Origin of the sequence: Butyricicoccus sp. AM27-36 (genome assembly GCF_003480945.1) — a bacterium.
In the GTDB taxonomy this organism is placed as follows: Bacteria; Bacillota; Clostridia; order Oscillospirales; family Butyricicoccaceae; genus Agathobaculum; species Agathobaculum butyriciproducens.
Map to the genome: position 1 here is coordinate 103247 of NZ_QUJR01000010.1, position 15123 is coordinate 118369.

The 15123-nt window shown below is 55.4% G+C and carries 19 protein-coding genes; 13 read left to right on the forward strand and 6 right to left on the reverse strand.

Annotated elements, in window-relative coordinates:
• Nucleotides 1–69: 69 nt before the first annotated feature.
• From DW724_RS13070 to DW724_RS13090, 4 genes are all read left to right on the forward strand, one after another.
• On the forward strand, nt 70–906 hold the full coding sequence (locus DW724_RS13070) for a DegV family protein (RefSeq protein WP_158580349.1): 837 nt from the start codon (nt 70–72) through the stop codon (nt 904–906).
• Nucleotides 907–932: 26 nt separating this feature from the next.
• Nucleotides 933–1685, forward strand: coding sequence for a hypothetical protein (locus DW724_RS15475; RefSeq protein WP_158580351.1), 753 nt, complete (start codon nt 933–935; stop codon nt 1683–1685).
• A 142-nt stretch (nt 1686–1827) separates the two neighbouring features.
• Nucleotides 1828–2370, forward strand: coding sequence for a stage V sporulation T C-terminal domain-containing protein (locus DW724_RS13085; protein ID WP_118761776.1), 543 nt, complete (start codon nt 1828–1830; stop codon nt 2368–2370).
• A 16-nt stretch (nt 2371–2386) separates the two neighbouring features.
• Complete coding sequence (locus tag DW724_RS13090; RefSeq protein WP_118761777.1) at nt 2387–2566, forward strand: hypothetical protein; 180 nt, start codon at nt 2387–2389, stop codon at nt 2564–2566.
• A 265-nt stretch (nt 2567–2831) separates the two neighbouring features.
• Here DW724_RS13090 and DW724_RS13095 read toward each other — a convergent pair whose 3' ends face one another.
• Nucleotides 2832–3455: a peptidase C39 gene (locus DW724_RS13095; RefSeq protein WP_118761778.1), complete on the reverse strand. Its 624-nt coding sequence runs from the start codon at nt 3453–3455 to the stop codon at nt 2832–2834.
• A 158-nt stretch (nt 3456–3613) separates the two neighbouring features.
• On the opposite strand from DW724_RS13095, the gene DW724_RS13100 reads away from it, so the two are divergent.
• The 5 genes from DW724_RS13100 (at nt 3614) to DW724_RS16450 (ending at nt 6791) form a co-directional block, all read left to right on the forward strand.
• Nucleotides 3614–4270: an ABC transporter ATP-binding protein gene (locus tag DW724_RS13100; RefSeq protein WP_202183532.1), complete on the forward strand. Its 657-nt coding sequence runs from the start codon at nt 3614–3616 to the stop codon at nt 4268–4270.
• Nucleotides 4271–4354: 84 nt separating this feature from the next.
• Nucleotides 4355–4843, forward strand: a complete 489-nt coding sequence (locus tag DW724_RS13105; RefSeq protein ID WP_110436051.1) for a deoxycytidylate deaminase — start codon at nt 4355–4357, stop codon at nt 4841–4843.
• 23 nt (nt 4844–4866) lie between these two features.
• On the forward strand, nt 4867–5505 hold the full coding sequence (pth, locus tag DW724_RS13110) for an aminoacyl-tRNA hydrolase (RefSeq protein WP_118761780.1): 639 nt from the start codon (nt 4867–4869) through the stop codon (nt 5503–5505).
• A gap of 13 nt (nt 5506–5518) precedes the next feature.
• Complete coding sequence (locus DW724_RS13115) at nt 5519–5935, forward strand: flavodoxin (protein WP_118761781.1); 417 nt, start codon at nt 5519–5521, stop codon at nt 5933–5935.
• Between the two features lie 16 nt (nt 5936–5951).
• Nucleotides 5952–6791, forward strand: coding sequence for a GIY-YIG nuclease family protein (locus tag DW724_RS16450; RefSeq protein ID WP_158580353.1), 840 nt, complete (start codon nt 5952–5954; stop codon nt 6789–6791).
• A 98-nt stretch (nt 6792–6889) separates the two neighbouring features.
• Here the strand turns inward: DW724_RS16450 and DW724_RS13125 are convergent, their stop codons facing one another.
• The 4 genes from DW724_RS13125 to DW724_RS13140 form a co-directional block, all read right to left on the reverse strand.
• On the reverse strand, nt 6890–7111 hold the full coding sequence (locus tag DW724_RS13125) for a hypothetical protein (RefSeq protein WP_118286113.1): 222 nt from the start codon (nt 7109–7111) through the stop codon (nt 6890–6892).
• Between the two features lies 1 nt (nt 7112).
• Nucleotides 7113–7349 (reverse strand): preprotein translocase subunit SecG, encoded by a 237-nt coding sequence (gene secG, locus DW724_RS13130; RefSeq protein WP_110436055.1) that lies wholly within the window; start codon nt 7347–7349, stop codon nt 7113–7115.
• A gap of 137 nt (nt 7350–7486) precedes the next feature.
• The gene (locus DW724_RS13135) at nt 7487–7996 is read right to left on the reverse strand and encodes a hypothetical protein (RefSeq protein ID WP_118761782.1); all 510 of its coding nucleotides are present in this window, start codon (nt 7994–7996) and stop codon (nt 7487–7489) included.
• Between the two features lie 15 nt (nt 7997–8011).
• Nucleotides 8012–8932: a nucleotidyltransferase family protein gene (locus DW724_RS13140; RefSeq protein ID WP_118761783.1), complete on the reverse strand. Its 921-nt coding sequence runs from the start codon at nt 8930–8932 to the stop codon at nt 8012–8014.
• Nucleotides 8933–9215: 283 nt separating this feature from the next.
• On the opposite strand from DW724_RS13140, the gene pyk reads away from it, so the two are divergent.
• The 3 genes from pyk (at nt 9216) to DW724_RS13155 (ending at nt 13221) form a co-directional block, all read left to right on the forward strand.
• Complete coding sequence (gene pyk, locus DW724_RS13145; RefSeq protein WP_118480980.1) at nt 9216–10667, forward strand: pyruvate kinase; 1452 nt, start codon at nt 9216–9218, stop codon at nt 10665–10667.
• Nucleotides 10668–10671: 4 nt separating this feature from the next.
• Nucleotides 10672–11850, forward strand: coding sequence for an LCP family protein (locus tag DW724_RS13150; protein WP_118761784.1), 1179 nt, complete (start codon nt 10672–10674; stop codon nt 11848–11850).
• A gap of 123 nt (nt 11851–11973) precedes the next feature.
• Nucleotides 11974–13221, forward strand: a complete 1248-nt coding sequence (locus DW724_RS13155; RefSeq protein ID WP_118761785.1) for a M16 family metallopeptidase — start codon at nt 11974–11976, stop codon at nt 13219–13221.
• A 1-nt stretch (nt 13222) separates the two neighbouring features.
• Here DW724_RS13155 and DW724_RS13160 read toward each other — a convergent pair whose 3' ends face one another.
• Nucleotides 13223–13618, reverse strand: coding sequence for a CBS domain-containing protein (locus DW724_RS13160; protein WP_118761786.1), 396 nt, complete (start codon nt 13616–13618; stop codon nt 13223–13225).
• Between the two features lie 309 nt (nt 13619–13927).
• On the opposite strand from DW724_RS13160, the gene DW724_RS13165 reads away from it, so the two are divergent.
• Nucleotides 13928–14935, forward strand: coding sequence for an ABC transporter substrate-binding protein (locus DW724_RS13165; protein ID WP_118761787.1), 1008 nt, complete (start codon nt 13928–13930; stop codon nt 14933–14935).
• Nucleotides 14936–15123 lie beyond the last annotated feature (188 nt).

A 15123-nucleotide genomic window follows, 5' to 3' on the forward strand; every position in this document is an offset into this window, starting at 1 on the left:
ACTGCAAGAGAGAGCGCTTTCCCCACGATAACACTGAAAATTTTCGGTAAGAGAGAAAGGAAAAACCATATGAACTGGAACATTATTACGGATTCAAGCTGTGATCTGCTCCCTTCCACCAGTCCGGACGGAAGGATCCGGCTGGCCAGTGTGCCGTTTACCATCCGCATCGGGGAGCGGGATTTTGTTGATGACGAGCATCTGGATACGATGGAAATGCTCTACGCCATGGAGCAGGAACACTCGGCCGGCCACACCTCCTGCCCCACGCCGGACGCATGGCTGGCACAGTTTGAACAGGCGGACTGCGCGATCGCGATCACCATTTCCTCGCAGCTGTCCGGCAGTATGAACAGCGCTCTTGCGGCAAGAGATATGGCGCTGGAGAAAAATCCGGATAAAAAGATCGTCATTCTGGACTCCTTATCCACCGGACCGGAGGTTCTGCTCTGCGTAAAGGAGATCGAGCGCCTGATTCGTCAGGGCCTTTCCTTTGACGATATTGCGGCGCACGCCAGAGGTTTTCTGCAGAAAACCAAAATCCTCTTTGCGCTCTCCTCGTTTGACAACCTGATCAAGAACGGACGCATCCACCGTCTGACGGGTATGCTCGCCAAGGCTCTCGGCATCTGGGGCATCGGCAGCGGCAGCGATGAGGGAAAGATCGCCTTTGAAAGCAAGGCGCGCGGTGCAAAAAAGGTCGTGCAGACGCTGGTCAGCACCATGAAGGAGCACGGATTCATCGGCGGAAATGTCGCGATCAGCCATTGTGATAATCTCGCACTGGCTCAGACGCTGAAAAACAGCATTCTGGATATCTGGGAAAATACCAGCATCGAGATTCTGCCGACCCGCGGGCTCTGCAGCTACTACGCCGAGCGCGGCGGATTGATCGTCAGCTACTGATTTCAACAAACAAAGGGCGAAACCGCATGGTTTCGCCCTTTTTCTGTTCGATTGATTGTTTTCCGCTCACAGCATCTGCATATCCACCGCACTGCACGCCGCAAGGAACTTCGGAGGCAGCTCAGCGAGCAGATCCTGCAGCAGCGCATCCAGATTCTCTCACGGCCCACCATGGCCAGCCATGCCTTGAGCGACTCGATCTTCTTGGACGGCACGGATTTGATAATGTGCAAAAACCCAGTTTCTTTCTATCATGCTTTTGCATATTCTCATCGTCAGCACATCATTTTCCATCATTATGTATTAACTCCATCCATTTCTTTTCGTTTATTGTATCCGTTCTTGCATTGATTTCCAGTATTCAAATCGGTAGAAAACAGTACGAACTCAGCAAATGGCAGGCAGAGGCGCAGAACAAGGTGGAGCTGTATTTGCTGACGCAGCCGATTACGCTGAAAAGTGCCGACGGTATACAGCCAGATCAAAGTGCGCCTGCAATTTATATCCGAAATGTGGGCGGCAATGTGATTTATCTGGAACGGTATCTCTTTAACGGCAGAGAGTACCCATTGGGAAAAGAGGTTTTGCAGCCGATGTCTGTATGCGAGGGCTATCGCTATATTTATTTGCCGACAGATGGAACGACTCATGTTTCGCTGCAAATATATTTCGAGGACTGCAGAAAAAACAGTGGACGACAAAGGGGGTTGCGGATTGGGAAGACGGTATTTGGAAGATTACATATCAGCCGTGCGTCCGCTGTGCAGAGCAGCTGCTAACGCGAAAGAAACAGATCTGCAAACCATAATTTTCATGAATAGGAACACATTGTGCATACGGTTTTTCTACATGAATTGCACGGTTTCAGTAAATACTACCACTATCGCAGCAGAAATACCGAAAATGGGAGGCGGAATTGCTATGAAAGCAACCGGAATCGTGCGCCGGATCGACGATCTCGGCCGCGTTGTTATTCCGAAGGAGATCAGAAGAACGCTTAGGATTCGAGAGGGCGACCCGTTAGAAATCTATACCGACCGCGACGGCGAAGTGATTTTCAAGAAATACTCCCCGATGGGAGAGATGGGCGCGGTATCCGCCGAGCTGGCGGAGGCTATGGCGCGTACAGCGGGCATGAGCTGTGCCATCTGCGACAGGGATGCGGTGATTGCGGCAGCGGGCGGTGCGAAAAAGGATATTCTGGAGCGGAGTATTTCATCCGAGCTGGAGCAGCTGATGGAACGCCGCGAATGTTACGAACGCGGTGTGGACGAGCAGCCGGAGGTGCTTATCTCCTCTCAGGACGGCTGCGCGGTGGTTGCGGCGGCGCCAATCATCACAGACGGCGATGTCAGCGGCTGTGTCGCGTTTGTCAGCGAAAAAGAGGACGAAAAGGCGGATGAGGTGCTGCTCAAGCTGTGTCAGTCGGCGGCGCAGTTTTTGTCCAAACGCATTGCAGTGTGAAAGGAGCGTTCTCTATATGCACAGGCACGATCACAAAGAGCGTGAGCCAAAGGCCTTCCCGCAGTACGACGATGCGGCGCATATTGACTCGGCAGCAGTGGCCGAGCTGCCGCCGTGGGAGCAGACACGCGAGCCGAAAGGCGATCCCAAAGCAACGGCCTACACGGAGAAATACTGCGAGGAGCAGCAGAGATGAAAACGGCGGAGGCTGTCATGAAACTACAGCTTCGCCGACAAGCGGGAACGGGTCGTGGGCCGTTCCAAAGTTGTCCGAAAGTTCCCATACGGTAACTTTCTCTCTATAGAAGTCAAAAAAGTCAGGTACACACCCTGACTTTTTTGGCATTTGCAAGCAAATGCTATTTAACGCGCGCTGTCGCGCGGATTATTTGAAATGGCAGGGATATAACTTTTTATAGACTGAAACGGCGGAACGATACAAATCGTTCCGCTGTTTGGCGTTAAATCATGTATTCAATGGTATTCTCTGCCGTCAGGCGCGTCTGGTCATTAAACAGGAGAATGGCTTCGCGGGTGTCGATCTCGCCAAGCGCGTAAACCTCGTGGGTCTCACGCTCGAAGCAGGGGCAAGGAACGAGCCGGTTGTATTCGCACGGGTGGTCGTACACCATCTGCACGCCGTCCGTATCGAGCGGCTGATCAAGATAATACGGGTCGAACACGCGCACCATGTCGTTTTCATCAATGCCGGTGAGCGTCACATAGTGCTCTCCGTCGAAATGCAGGCGCACCACGGCAGCGCCGCCGCAGCGGAGTGCATCGCGCAGACGGCTGTTCTGCCCGAAATTCACCGCCGGACCGGACAGATACTGCGTGGAGATGTGCAGGCGGCCGATCTTGCCAAAGCCGCTCAGCCAGTTGCTGAGGAACATCATCGCCGCACAGGAGGTGCCGCTTTTGCCGCTTACGCCGTCCAAGCCGTAGCAGTCCAGACAGTACAGCATGATGTTGCGGACAGCCTCCGGCGGGATATCCTCGCGCTCAAACAGGAATGCGAGCGCGTTGAGCATGGAGGTTGGACCGCAGTCATATTCGGAAAGCTGGTAGCGCAGCGGATTTTTCATGGGGGAGCCTTCTTTCGTGTGATGTATTCCTATCGGATTACTATATAATAGTAAGGTCAATGCCGATCAATGTCAATACAAATTTGCGGAAAGCGCATATTCATGGTATGATAAGTATGCTTCCCGCCAAAGATAGGGTAGGAAGGAGTGAATCGGCATTGCTAAAACTGATTCATGCGAGTAAAATATATGCTAAGAACGGCATTTGTGCGCTCAATGCGGTCGATCTGACCGTGCAGGACGGTGACTACATTTCGGTGACCGGCGCATCCGGCTCGGGTAAAAGCACACTCATGCACATTCTGGGTCTGCTGGACAGCCTGTCCGATGGCGAATACCTGCTCGATGGAGCAGCAGTCGCGCATTTGCCGGCAAAACAGCGGGCGCGTCTGCGCAGTGAGAAGATCGGCTTTGTGTTTCAGCAGTTCCGGCTGCTGACGGGCATGACAGCACTGGAAAATGTTGCGCTGCCGCTGGCGCTGCAGGGCGTTCCGCGGCATGAGCGGAGCGAACGCGCACTGGCGGTTCTGGAGCGGGTTGGCCTGTCTGATCGGGCGAACCACCGGCCGCACCAGCTTTCCGGTGGACAGCAGCAGCGGGTGGCGATCGCACGGGCGGTCGTGACAGAACCGTGCGTGATTCTGGCGGATGAGCCGACCGCAGGACTGGATCCTGCCGCGGCAGACAGTGTGCTGGAGCTGTTTGACCGATTGCACCGGTCGGGGCATACGCTGGTGCTCATCACACACGATGAGCGGGCAGCGCAGTGCGCCGCAAGGCGGATGTATCTTGAAAATGGGTGCATTTTCGGGTGAGATTATCCGACACCGGATAATCAGTGCATGAAAATAACGCAATCAAACCTAACAGGTTTTCCTATATAGAAGGAGGAAACAAAAATGGACCGTCGGGACAAAACAAACTACTACCTCGACATGGCGCAGGTTGCGCTTGAGCGCGGAACCTGTCTGCGCCGCAACTTCGGCGCGGTCATCGTTAAGAACGACGTCATCGTATCCACCGGCTACAACGGTGCGCCGAGAGGGCGTGCCAACTGCATCGACATCGGCACCTGCATTCGTCAGAAGATGGGCATTCCGCGCGGCGAAAGATACGAATTCTGCCGCTCGGTGCATGCGGAGATGAACGCCATTATTGCCGCTCCGCGTGACCAGATGATCGGCGCGACGCTGTACCTGGTCGGCCGCGATATGTCCACCGGAAAGATCATGTCGGACGCAAACTCCTGCACGATGTGCAAGCGCCTCATCATCAACGCGGGCATTGAGAAGGTGGTTATCCGCCGTGATGTGGATACATACGACACTGTGAACGTGCACGACTGGGTGGAGAATGACGACACGCTCGGCAGCAGCATGGCATACTAAACAGACATCGGAGAGAGAAAAATATGTCAATATTCGATATTTTCAAGAAGTTGGATGAAGAAAAAGCCGCAAAGGCATCCCAGCCGATCGAGTGGATCGTGGTCGGACTGGGCAACCCGGGTACGAAGTACGACAATACCCGTCACAATGCGGGCTTCCGTGCGCTTGAGGGTTACTGCGCCCGCAGCGGACAGAAGATCGACCGCATGAAGTTCAAGGCACTGGCAGGCGAGGGAATACTCGGCGGCAAGCGCGTGCTGTTCCTCAAGCCGCAGACCTTTATGAACCTGTCCGGCGAGGCGGTTCGTGATGCGGCTTCGTTCTACAAAATCCCGCCGGAGCACGTTATCGTGCTGTCGGACGATGTGTCGCTCGATGTGGGCACGCTGCGCGTGCGCGCAAAAGGCTCGGCAGGCGGACAGAACGGCCTGAAAAACATTATCTACCATCTGAACAGCGAGGACTTCCCGCGCGTGAAGATCGGCGTCGGCAAAAAGCCGCGTCCGGATTACGATCTGGCGGCGTGGGTGCTTGGCAAGTTCCCGGCAGAGGATCAGAAGGCTATCGACAAGGCGTGCGAGGACGCGGTGAACGCGGCTGCCTGCATTATCGCGGAGGACTGTGCCGCTGCCGCGCAGAAATTCAACGGAAAACGCATCTAAGGAGTTGGTTTTGATGAAAACCGCAGTAGCATATTACTCGCTCGGCGGCACAACACGGTCATACGCCCGCGCGGAAGCCAAGGCGCGGAACGCCGATTTGATTGAGCTTACGCCGAAAACGCCGTACAACCGGTTCACCGCGTTTGTGCGCGGCTGTCCGGAGGCCGTCAAGCAGAAGGCGGTCGCGCTGGACGGTATGCCGCTGTTTGTCGGCTATGACAGAGTGGTGCTGATGGCGCCGGTCTGGGCGGGCTATCCCGCGCCGGTATTCAACAGCGCGGTCGAGCTGCTGCCGCCCGGTACGGAGGTCGAAGTAATACTGGTTTCCGGCAGCGGAAACAGTGAAAAGAGCAGGGCGAAGGTGCGTCTGCAGATCAAAAAACGCGGCTGTACGCTCACGGCGCAGCGTGACATCCGGGCCAGCCGATGAGCGGAAAGGATATGCGATGAAAGGATATACCTATGTGCTCCGCTGTGCGGATGATACGCTGTACTGCGGCTGGACGAACGACCTGACGGCTCGACTGGCGGCGCACAACAGCGGAAAAGGTGCGAAATACACGCGCGGACGCGGCCCGGTGACGCTGGTGTACAGCGAAATGTTCGACACGCAGAGCGAGGCCATGCAGCGCGAAGCGGCAATTAAAAAGCTCACGCGGCCGCAGAAGCAGGCGCTGATTGACAGTCAGAACAGCGGAGAACTGCTCACTGTTTACGATGCAGACGGACGCGCCTGCGGAGAACGCCCGCGGGCCGTCGTGCATGCACAGGGGCTGTTCCACCATGTGTGCCACCTGTGGGTGGTCGGTGTGCGGGACGGCGTGCGCGGCCTGTGGCTGCAGCAGCGGCAGTTTGACCGGCCTTTATTTCCGGGCGGCTTTGATCTGACCTCGACCGGACATATCGACCCGGGCGAAACGCCGCAGACCGCTGTTCTGCGCGAAGCGCGGGAGGAGAGCGGACTGCAGCTGGCAGCAGCCGACTTGATCGACGGCGGCAGTTATCGTCAGCGCTACTCGCGCGGCGAAGTCGGCTTCGATGATGAGCTGGCGTATACATTTCTGGCGCGTATCGACGGCATTCCGCCGTTCCGGCCCGGACCGGAGGTCGCGGAGATGCTGTTCGTGCCGCTGGCGGACTTTGCCGCCGCACAGGAGCAGGGCGCATCACTCACCGGTCTGACACCGGACGGACGCACGATGGAGATGTCGAACGAATCCCTTTGCTGTCTGCACACTGAGGAGTGGCAGGGCGCGAAACCGCGTATCGAAGCACTTTTTTCATAAAAAAGAACAGCCGCCTTCCACTTGGCAATGGAAGACGGCTGCCCGATTTACTTGACATTTTTCAAAACAAAAAGCTGTCCGAAAGGACAGCTTTTGCTTTACTTGCTGAGTGCGCCGATGATGATATTGACGATCAGGCTGACCGCGGCTGCGATCGCGTAGATCGTGCTTTGCTGACGGCACGCCTTTGCCTTGGGATCATCCTGCTTGTCCTCCTGCTCACTGCGTCCGCAGATCATGCCGTAGCGGATCTGCTGCAGGACTGTCAGCGCGGCGAACGCGGCAAACAGCAGCAGGAGCAGTCGCTGAACCGTCTGCATCTTAGTGGATGAGGTTCAGGACGATTGCAATGATGACGAAAACAACGCCGACAATCGAGGTCAGACGAGCAAAGATACGGTCGGATGCGCTTGCCTTGCCGGAGCCGTAGAAGGTGTCTGCGGAGCCGGATACAGCGCCCAGACCCTGCTGTGCACCATGCTGGAGCAGAACAACAACGATCAGGAACAGGCTTGCAACGATCATGATGACCGAGAGAGCGATTTGTGCGGTAGTCATAGGTAATTTCCTCCACTGCTTTTCATTTTTCTTATCGCGCATAACGAGACTATGCGCGCAATATGCGTACATGATACTATATCATATTAAATGTACTTTTTCAAGAGGTTTTCCGTATTTTCGTCCGGAAATTTGTCTCAGACAAGCGGCTGGAGAATGTTTTTCAGCGAATCGCCCATGCGGTTGGTGTGCACCTTGTGCGTATCAAGGTCCACGACCGCCAGACGGATGGATGACCAGCCGTGCTTGCCGCTCTGGTATTTGCGCTCATCAGACAGCTTTTTCAGCTTTTTGAGCACGGCTTTGTCAGTCTCGCCGGCGGCAAGAATGACCGAAATCAGCGAAAAATCGTGGTTTTCGTCCGGCTTTACCAGCTCAGCGCTGACCTGCTGCGCGTACCTCCACCAGTCGTCAAGCGTCTGCTCATCGAGCGAGGGCACGGCGAACAGCAGACGGTATTCGTGTGCGTGGCTCGTGCCGCCGGTGGGCATCAGACCGAGGATTTTGCGGGTCGTGCGGGAGTTGAAAACGCTCAGCAGCGCCGTCATTCGGCCGGAAACCTGCACGTTCTGCTGGGAACGGAAATGCGGATCCTGCCCGTTCAGCAGCTTGTCGCGCAAGGCAACAAATTCAGTAGAAAAATCCATAAACAACCTCGCTTTTTACAGATCAGCGGGGTAATCGCCGTTTTTCGTCATAGCTGCAACGGCAGCGCAGATGGTCGGCTTGTCCTCGCGGTAGGTGACGCCGTACCAGCGGGAATCTGTGGTGAGTACCTTTGCGGTCGCCTTTCCGTCCTTGATGAGTGCGTCCACCGCGAACGGCAGATAATACTCTGCCTTCATCGGATTGTCCGGCAGCTTGCCTGCGAAAAACTCACGAAGGCCGTCATCAAGCGAGGGCAGGAAGGAAGGGGTGAATCCCCAGAGGTTGAGCGACACCGGCGTGCCGGGCGCAATCTCACCGGCGGGTGCATCGCCGTCCGCATCGTAGCGGATGACGCCGTCCGCATCGCGGTGAATGGCGGTGCGCTCGATGATGTGTGCGAGCAGGCCGTTTTCGTCTGCGGTGCATACGCCGCGGGAGACCGTGCCGTTTTCGGTGAGCGTGTTCTCGACCTGATAGCCGACCATGCAGTAGCGGAATTTGTCGTCATCCTGCGCGGAAGCGAGGTAATCATACATTTTGCGGAATGCATCTGCGCCGTAGAAGTCATCCGCGTTGATAACGGCGATCGGGCAGCCGGCGGTCAGCTCCTTTGCACACCACACGGCATGCGCGGTGCCGAGCGGCTTCTCACGGTCCTCTGGTGCGGTCAGACCGTCCGGCAGATTGTCGAGCGTTTGATAAGCGTAGTCCACGTGCATGAAGCGGCGCGCCTTTTTGCCGATGGCGTCCTCAAACGCCTCGTGCAGCTCGGGACGGATGATGAATACCACGCGGTCAAAGCCTGCACGGTGTGCATCGTAGATGGAATAATCGAGCAGAATCTGTCCGTTCGGACCGATCGGGTCGATCTGCTTGAGTCCGCCGTAGCGCGAGCCCATACCTGCCGCCATGATCACCAAAACCGGATTTGCCATAGTCTATATCCTCCTAAAGAACCTTATCTATTTATACAAATAAAGCATTTCATTCATGTTTTTCATACTCTCAAACGGGAATACTCCTTTATTATACAAGAGCGTATCATAAAACACAAGATGTTTGCGGTGCAGGTCTGCTTTTTTGTCGAAAAGCATGAAAATCCGAATGGGGTTCGGGTGATGATTGCAAAGTGACGGGAAAACTGCTAAAATAAAAAACGTATACGTATAGAGAATTTTATTATTAAAACCATATTGTTATAGAGAGGAATATGTTTCGATGCGCAAAACGAAGATTATCTGCACGCTTGGTCCCGCAACTGATGCTGTACTGCCCGAGATGATCAAGGCAGGCATGAATGTTGCCCGTATGAACTTCAGCCACGGCTCTCATGAGGAGCACAAGGCTCGCATGGACGCCGTTAAGGCAGCCCGCAAGGAACTTGGCATGCCGGTCGGCATCATGCTGGATACCAAGGGTCCGGAGATCCGTACCAAGACCTATAAGGACGGCAAGATCGAGATCGTTGAGGGTCAGGAGTTCACGCTGACCACCCGCGATATCGAGGGTGACAACACCATCGTTTCCATCACTTACGAAGGTCTGCCGAATGACGTTCAGCCGGGCACCCGCATCCTGATCGACGACGGTCTGGTTGCATTCGAGGTCGAGGAGATCAAGAATGGCACCGACATTGTGTGCAAGGCGCTCAACGGCGGTCCGCTCTCCAACCGCAAGTCCATCAACGTACCGGGTATCAAGCTGAACATGAAGTTCGTTTCCGATAAGGACCGTGAGGATATTGAGTTCGGTCTGTCTCAGGACATCGACTTTATTGCTGCTTCCTTCACCCGTTCCGCACAGGACGTCCGCGACATCAAGGAGATCCTCAAGGCAAACGGCAAGGAAGATGTTGAGATCATCTGCAAGATCGAGAACATGGAAGGCGTAAACAACGTACAGGAGATTCTCGACGAGGCAAACGGCATCATGGTAGCCCGCGGCGACCTTGGCGTTGAGGTTCCGTTTGAGGAGCTGCCGGAGATCCAGAAGTCCATCATCAAGACCTGCATTTCCCGCGGCAAGCGCGTTGTAACCGCTACCCAGATGCTCGAGTCCATGGCCAAGAACCCGCGTCCGACCCGTGCAGAGGTTTCCGACGTTGCAAACGCTGTTTACGACGGCACCTCCGCTATCATGCTGTCCGGTGAGACCTCTGTCGGCAAGTATCCGGTAGAGACCGTTCGCACCATGAGCCGCATCGCAGAGAATGCAGAGAAGACCATCCACTACGATCGCCGCCGTGTAACCCGTCTTGAGTTCCAGAACATGGACGTAGACGGCGACACGAAGACGCTGGCAATCTCGCACGCAACCTGCTCTACCTCCGCTGATCTGGGCGTTAAGGGCATTGTAGCGTTTACCGAGTCCGGTTCTACCGCTCGCGCTGTATCCACCTACCGTCCGGGCGCGCCGATCATCGCCGCTACCCCGAGTGAAAAGACCTTTAACCGCCTGACCATGTCTTGGGGCGTAAAGCCGATTCTGGTTGAAAAGCGCCCGCAGTCCGGCACTGAACTGTACCATCTGTCCGAGAAGGCAGCGGTAACTGCGCTCGATCTGCGCGTTGGCGACGTTATCACCATCACCGCAGGTATGCCGGTAGGCGAGGTTTACTACACCAATACCCTGCGTGTACACGAACTGACCGAGAAGTCTTTCGAGGACTAATACTATGTCTTTCAAACGCTTGCAGCGTGCATTGTTCCGCACGATGGCCGCTGTTGTGGCGCTGGCGATCCTGTTCTGCATCGGATTGTACGGCTACCGCACGATGTTCGGCTATACCTATGACTCCTCGCTGTCCGATGAAGATCTGGCGGCGAGCGTCACAGCGGACGAAAATATTACGAATATTGCATTGTTCGGTCTGGATACCCGCGAGGGCGACAAGCAGAGTCATTCGGACTGCATGATGATCGTTACCGTGGACAACACGCGCGGCAAGATCAAGCTCATCAGCCTGATGCGCGATTCTCTGGTAGATATCAACGGCTACGGTGAGGACAAGCTGAATGCGGCGTATTTCCGCGGCGGTCCGAGTCTTGCCATCCGCACCATCAACGAGAATTTCGGCACGGATATCAAGGATTATGTTGCCGTGGACTTCGAGCAGCTGGTGCAGATCGTAGACGCGATCGGCGGCGTAGACATCGACGTGCAGAACGATAACGAGCTGAAGGAGCTTAACCGTGTCATCAAGGACTACGGCGCAGAGCGGGGCAAGGAGTTCTCCGGCGTGGAGAAGACCGGCCTGCAGACGCTGGACGGCGTGCAGGCGCTGTGCTACGGCCGTATCCGCAAGGGCGACACCGGCGATGACTGGGCGCGCGTGGAGCGTCAGAGCGTTGTGCTGAACGCCATCTTCACCAAGCTGCAGAGTGCAAGCGCCACCAAGCTGATCGGCAGCATGCGCAAGCTGGTTCCGTATGTCACGACCTCGCTTTCGCCGACTGATATGGCGTCGCTGATCGTCGGCGCGGTCAAGAACGGCATTCCGACACTTGAGCACACCCGCGTTCCGGTGGATGGCGAGTGGAGTTATTCCGGTAATTCCGGCGAGTATATCACCTACGATCTGGACGTTGCAGCCGACCATATCCATGCATACATCTATGATGACGCGGATATCAGCAGCGGCACGACCGACGATGATACAGGCACGGACAGCAAGTCCGATACGGATACGACCGATTCGTCCAAGAGCACGGATACCAAGTCGAATACCACTGCGGTGGACCCGGAATCCCTTGTGGAGGAAGGCGGCTGGTACGATTCCGACACCGGTGACTATTATGATTGCGATGGTGACCGATACAGTCTGGACGAAAACGGGAATAAGGTGTATTATTAAACTTGTGATCGTTAGAGAACGAAGCAGGGGACATGACGACGATCATGTCCCCTGTTCTTATATGGCGATAACTGCTATAAGAAATAGAGAGAAAGAGTACAAACAGAAAGCAGGTAAAAACCTATGTATGTAAAACGAATTCTCCCGAACGGTGTGCGCTTGATTACCGAACGGATCGACAACATGCGCACGGTGTCGGTCGGCATCTGGGTCGGCAACGGCAGCCGATACGAACCCGCAGAGCTCGGCGGCGTATCGCATTTCATCGAGCACATGATATTCAAGGGCACAGAAAAACGCTCTGCCCGCCATATTGCAATCGCGATCGACGCATTAGGCGGGCAGGCGAATGCATTCACAGATAAGGAATGCACCTGCTACTATATGAAGGTTCTGGACAGCCGGCTGAAAAACGGGGTGGCTCTGCTGGCGGATATGTTCCTGCATTCCCGCTTTGCACAGGAGGATCTGGAGCTGGAGCGCGGTGTCGTTCTCGAGGAGATCGACATGTACGAGGATTCTCCGGAGGATGTCGCCATCGATAAGCTGTTCGAGCGCTGCTACGACGGTTCGGCACTCGGCCGCCCAATCCTCGGCACGGCGGAAACGCTCGAGCCGATGACCTCGGAAACACTGCACAAGTATATGCGCGAATATTACCGCCCGCAGGATACGGTTGTTGCGGTTTCCGGCCACTTTACCGATGATGATCTCGACTTTATCGAGGAGCTGTTCTCTGAGATGGAGGGCGAGGGCAAAAACGTTATCACACCGGCAGCCTACCAGCCGAGCCTGTTCCTGAGGGATAAGGAGATCGAGCAGAACCACCTGTGCCTGTCCTTTCCGGGCGTATCGCTTGTCAGCGAGGACCGCTTTACAATGAACCTGCTTAGCTCCATCCTTGGCGGCGGCATGTCGTCCCGCCTGTTCCAGAGCGTGCGCGAGCAGAACGGCCTGTGCTACTCCATCTACACGTTCACCACGCCGCATCTGGATACCGGCCTGCTGTCCATCTACACCGGTCTGGGACAGGAAACCGAGCGAAAGGCGCTCGATCTCATCCTGCGTGAACTCGATGAATTCTGCCAGAACGGCCCGGCGCCGGATGAACTGTCGCGCTGCCGTGAGCAGGTCAAGACAACGCTGCTCATGGGTCTGGAGAACACCGGCAACCGCATGATGACCATTGGCCGCAGCGAGCTGCTGCGCGGCGAGGTATCCAAGATCGAGGAAGTGCTCGATTCCTACGACCGCGTGACCGCAGATGATATTCTGAACCTTGCCCGCCGTGTGTTCGACCGCTCGAAGGCTTCTCTGGCCGTTGTCGGACAGCCGGACAGCGAGGATACATACCGCGAACTGCTTCGTTGAATCAGCTCTGCACTTGCTTGCAGAGGTAGGTGATCACATCCCGACGGGTGACAATACCGCAGAAGATACCGCGTCCGTCCACTACAGGTACAAAATTCTGCGCTGTGACCAGATCGACCATATCCTCCATGCGTGCATCAATGCTTACCGAGCGGTGGTGTATCCGCAGCTCAACCTGACCGACGGTCAGCTGTCCGAGGGTTTCCTTCGGGTAATGCAGCACCAGCCGCAGGAAATCACCTTCGGTGATCGTTCCGGCGTATTTGCCCTTGGCATCTACCACAGGAATCGCTGTGAAGCCGCTGTGGAGCATGTCGTCAATGGCCTTCTGCACCGGGCAGCTTTCGGTTAAGTAGGAAACCTCTACCTTGGGTTTCAGGAAGAACGAAATATTCATAGTATCGCTCCTTAAAAATTGTAATATAAATCGTAGCAGAGCAGCACCGTGAAGCGGATTCACCGGTGCTGCTTTTGTTACCTCTATTGTACGATAGACGGGAGCGAGGGTCAACTGGAATTTGACAATCCTTACAGATTGTTAACAAATTGCAAAGTTGATATTGTAAAAAATGACGGATAGATAATTCTTATCGTAAGAAAATTGAACGGTATACTTGACTTGCACTCTTTTAACTGCTAAAATGATGAAGCAACAGAAGTACAAAAGTTCTGTGAAAAGTAAAATTTGAACAAAGAAGGGTTTTCCATGAAGAAGAGATTACTCGCAGCGCTGATGGCCGGCGCCATGGCACTCACGATGACTGCCTGCGGCGGCAGCAGCTCTGGCAGCGATGACAGCAATGCAGCCTCCGGTGATTCCGGTGCAGGCAGCTACAAGGTAGGCATCGTTCAGCTGGTTCAGCACGAGGCACTGGATGCGGCTACGCAGGGTTTTCAGGATAAGCTGAAGGAGTTGGTTGAGGCTGACGGCGGTTCGGTTGAATTTGATCCGCAGAATGCTTCCGGCGAGTCCGCGAACTGCACCACGATTGTAAACGGCTTTGTTTCCGAAGGCGTTGACCTGATCATGGCGAACGCTACCGCAGCACTGCAGGCAGCACAGGCCGGCACCTCTGATATTCCGATCCTCGGCACTTCGGTAACCGACTACGGCACCGCACTCGGCGTATCCGACTGGACCGGCAAGACCGGCACCAACATCTCCGGCACCACCGACCTTGCACCGCTCGACGGTCAGGCCGATATGCTCAAGGAGCTGTTCCCGGATGCCAAGAACGTTGGCCTGCTGTACTGCTCCGCTGAGCCGAACTCCAAGTACCAGATCGACACCATCAAGCCGCTGCTTGAGAAGCTGGGTTACACCTGCACCGAGTATGCGTTCACCGACTCCAACGACGTTGCTTCCGTAACGCAGAAGGCTGCTGCGGCAAGTGATGTTATGTATATCCCGACCGATAACACCGCTGCTTCCTGCACCGAGGCAATTGCAAACGTTGTTATCCCGGCAAAGGTTCCGGTTATCGCAGGCGAGCAGGGCATCTGCAACGGCTGCGGCGTAGCTACCCTGTCGATCGACTACTACGAACTGGGTCAGGCTACCGGTGAGATGGCTTACGAGATCCTCGCCAACGGCGCAAACCCGGGTGATATGGAAGTACAGCCTGCACCGAACTTCACGAAGATGTACAACAAGACTAACTGCGAGAAGCTGGGCATCACCGTTCCGGATGATTACACGGCAATCGAAGGCTAAAAGCTGAAACCCAGAGCACCGTACTTTATGTACGGTGCTTCGGTTTGTCAATAAAGTCCGTTTTAGCGCTGCTGCCGCTGCCGCGCGGCAGCGCGCATGAAATAGCAGTTGCGGCGCAAATGCATGAAAACCGGGGGCGTGTACCTCGGTTTTCATACTTTCAGAGGGAGAAAGTTTCCGCATGGGAA

Excerpts from the sequence above, each read along its gene's own strand:
- DW724_RS13125 (WP_118286113.1), bottom strand. The coding sequence starts at position 7,111 with ATGCAGACGGTTCAGCGACTGCTCCTGCTGCTGTTTGCCGCGTTCGCC.
- DW724_RS16450 (WP_158580353.1), top strand. The coding sequence starts at position 5,952 with ATGAAAGGATATACCTATGTGCTCCGCTGTGCGGATGATACGCTGTAC.
- DW724_RS13150 (WP_118761784.1), top strand. The coding sequence starts at position 10,672 with ATGTCTTTCAAACGCTTGCAGCGTGCATTGTTCCGCACGATGGCCGCT.
- DW724_RS13105 (WP_110436051.1), top strand. The coding sequence starts at position 4,355 with ATGGACCGTCGGGACAAAACAAACTACTACCTCGACATGGCGCAGGTT.
- DW724_RS13160 (WP_118761786.1), bottom strand. The coding sequence starts at position 13,618 with ATGAATATTTCGTTCTTCCTGAAACCCAAGGTAGAGGTTTCCTACTTA.
- DW724_RS13085 (WP_118761776.1), top strand. The coding sequence starts at position 1,828 with ATGAAAGCAACCGGAATCGTGCGCCGGATCGACGATCTCGGCCGCGTT.
- DW724_RS13090 (WP_118761777.1), top strand. The coding sequence starts at position 2,387 with ATGCACAGGCACGATCACAAAGAGCGTGAGCCAAAGGCCTTCCCGCAG.
- DW724_RS13140 (WP_118761783.1), bottom strand. The coding sequence starts at position 8,932 with ATGGCAAATCCGGTTTTGGTGATCATGGCGGCAGGTATGGGCTCGCGC.
- DW724_RS15475 (WP_158580351.1), top strand. The coding sequence starts at position 933 with ATGGTTTCGCCCTTTTTCTGTTCGATTGATTGTTTTCCGCTCACAGCA.
- DW724_RS13115 (WP_118761781.1), top strand. The coding sequence starts at position 5,519 with ATGAAAACCGCAGTAGCATATTACTCGCTCGGCGGCACAACACGGTCA.
- secG (WP_110436055.1), bottom strand. The coding sequence starts at position 7,349 with ATGACTACCGCACAAATCGCTCTCTCGGTCATCATGATCGTTGCAAGC.
- DW724_RS13095 (WP_118761778.1), bottom strand. The coding sequence starts at position 3,455 with ATGAAAAATCCGCTGCGCTACCAGCTTTCCGAATATGACTGCGGTCCA.
- pyk (WP_118480980.1), top strand. The coding sequence starts at position 9,216 with ATGCGCAAAACGAAGATTATCTGCACGCTTGGTCCCGCAACTGATGCT.
- pth (WP_118761780.1), top strand. The coding sequence starts at position 4,867 with ATGTCAATATTCGATATTTTCAAGAAGTTGGATGAAGAAAAAGCCGCA.
- DW724_RS13070 (WP_158580349.1), top strand. The coding sequence starts at position 70 with ATGAACTGGAACATTATTACGGATTCAAGCTGTGATCTGCTCCCTTCC.
- DW724_RS13135 (WP_118761782.1), bottom strand. The coding sequence starts at position 7,996 with ATGGATTTTTCTACTGAATTTGTTGCCTTGCGCGACAAGCTGCTGAAC.
- DW724_RS13155 (WP_118761785.1), top strand. The coding sequence starts at position 11,974 with ATGTATGTAAAACGAATTCTCCCGAACGGTGTGCGCTTGATTACCGAA.
- DW724_RS13165 (WP_118761787.1), top strand. The coding sequence starts at position 13,928 with ATGAAGAAGAGATTACTCGCAGCGCTGATGGCCGGCGCCATGGCACTC.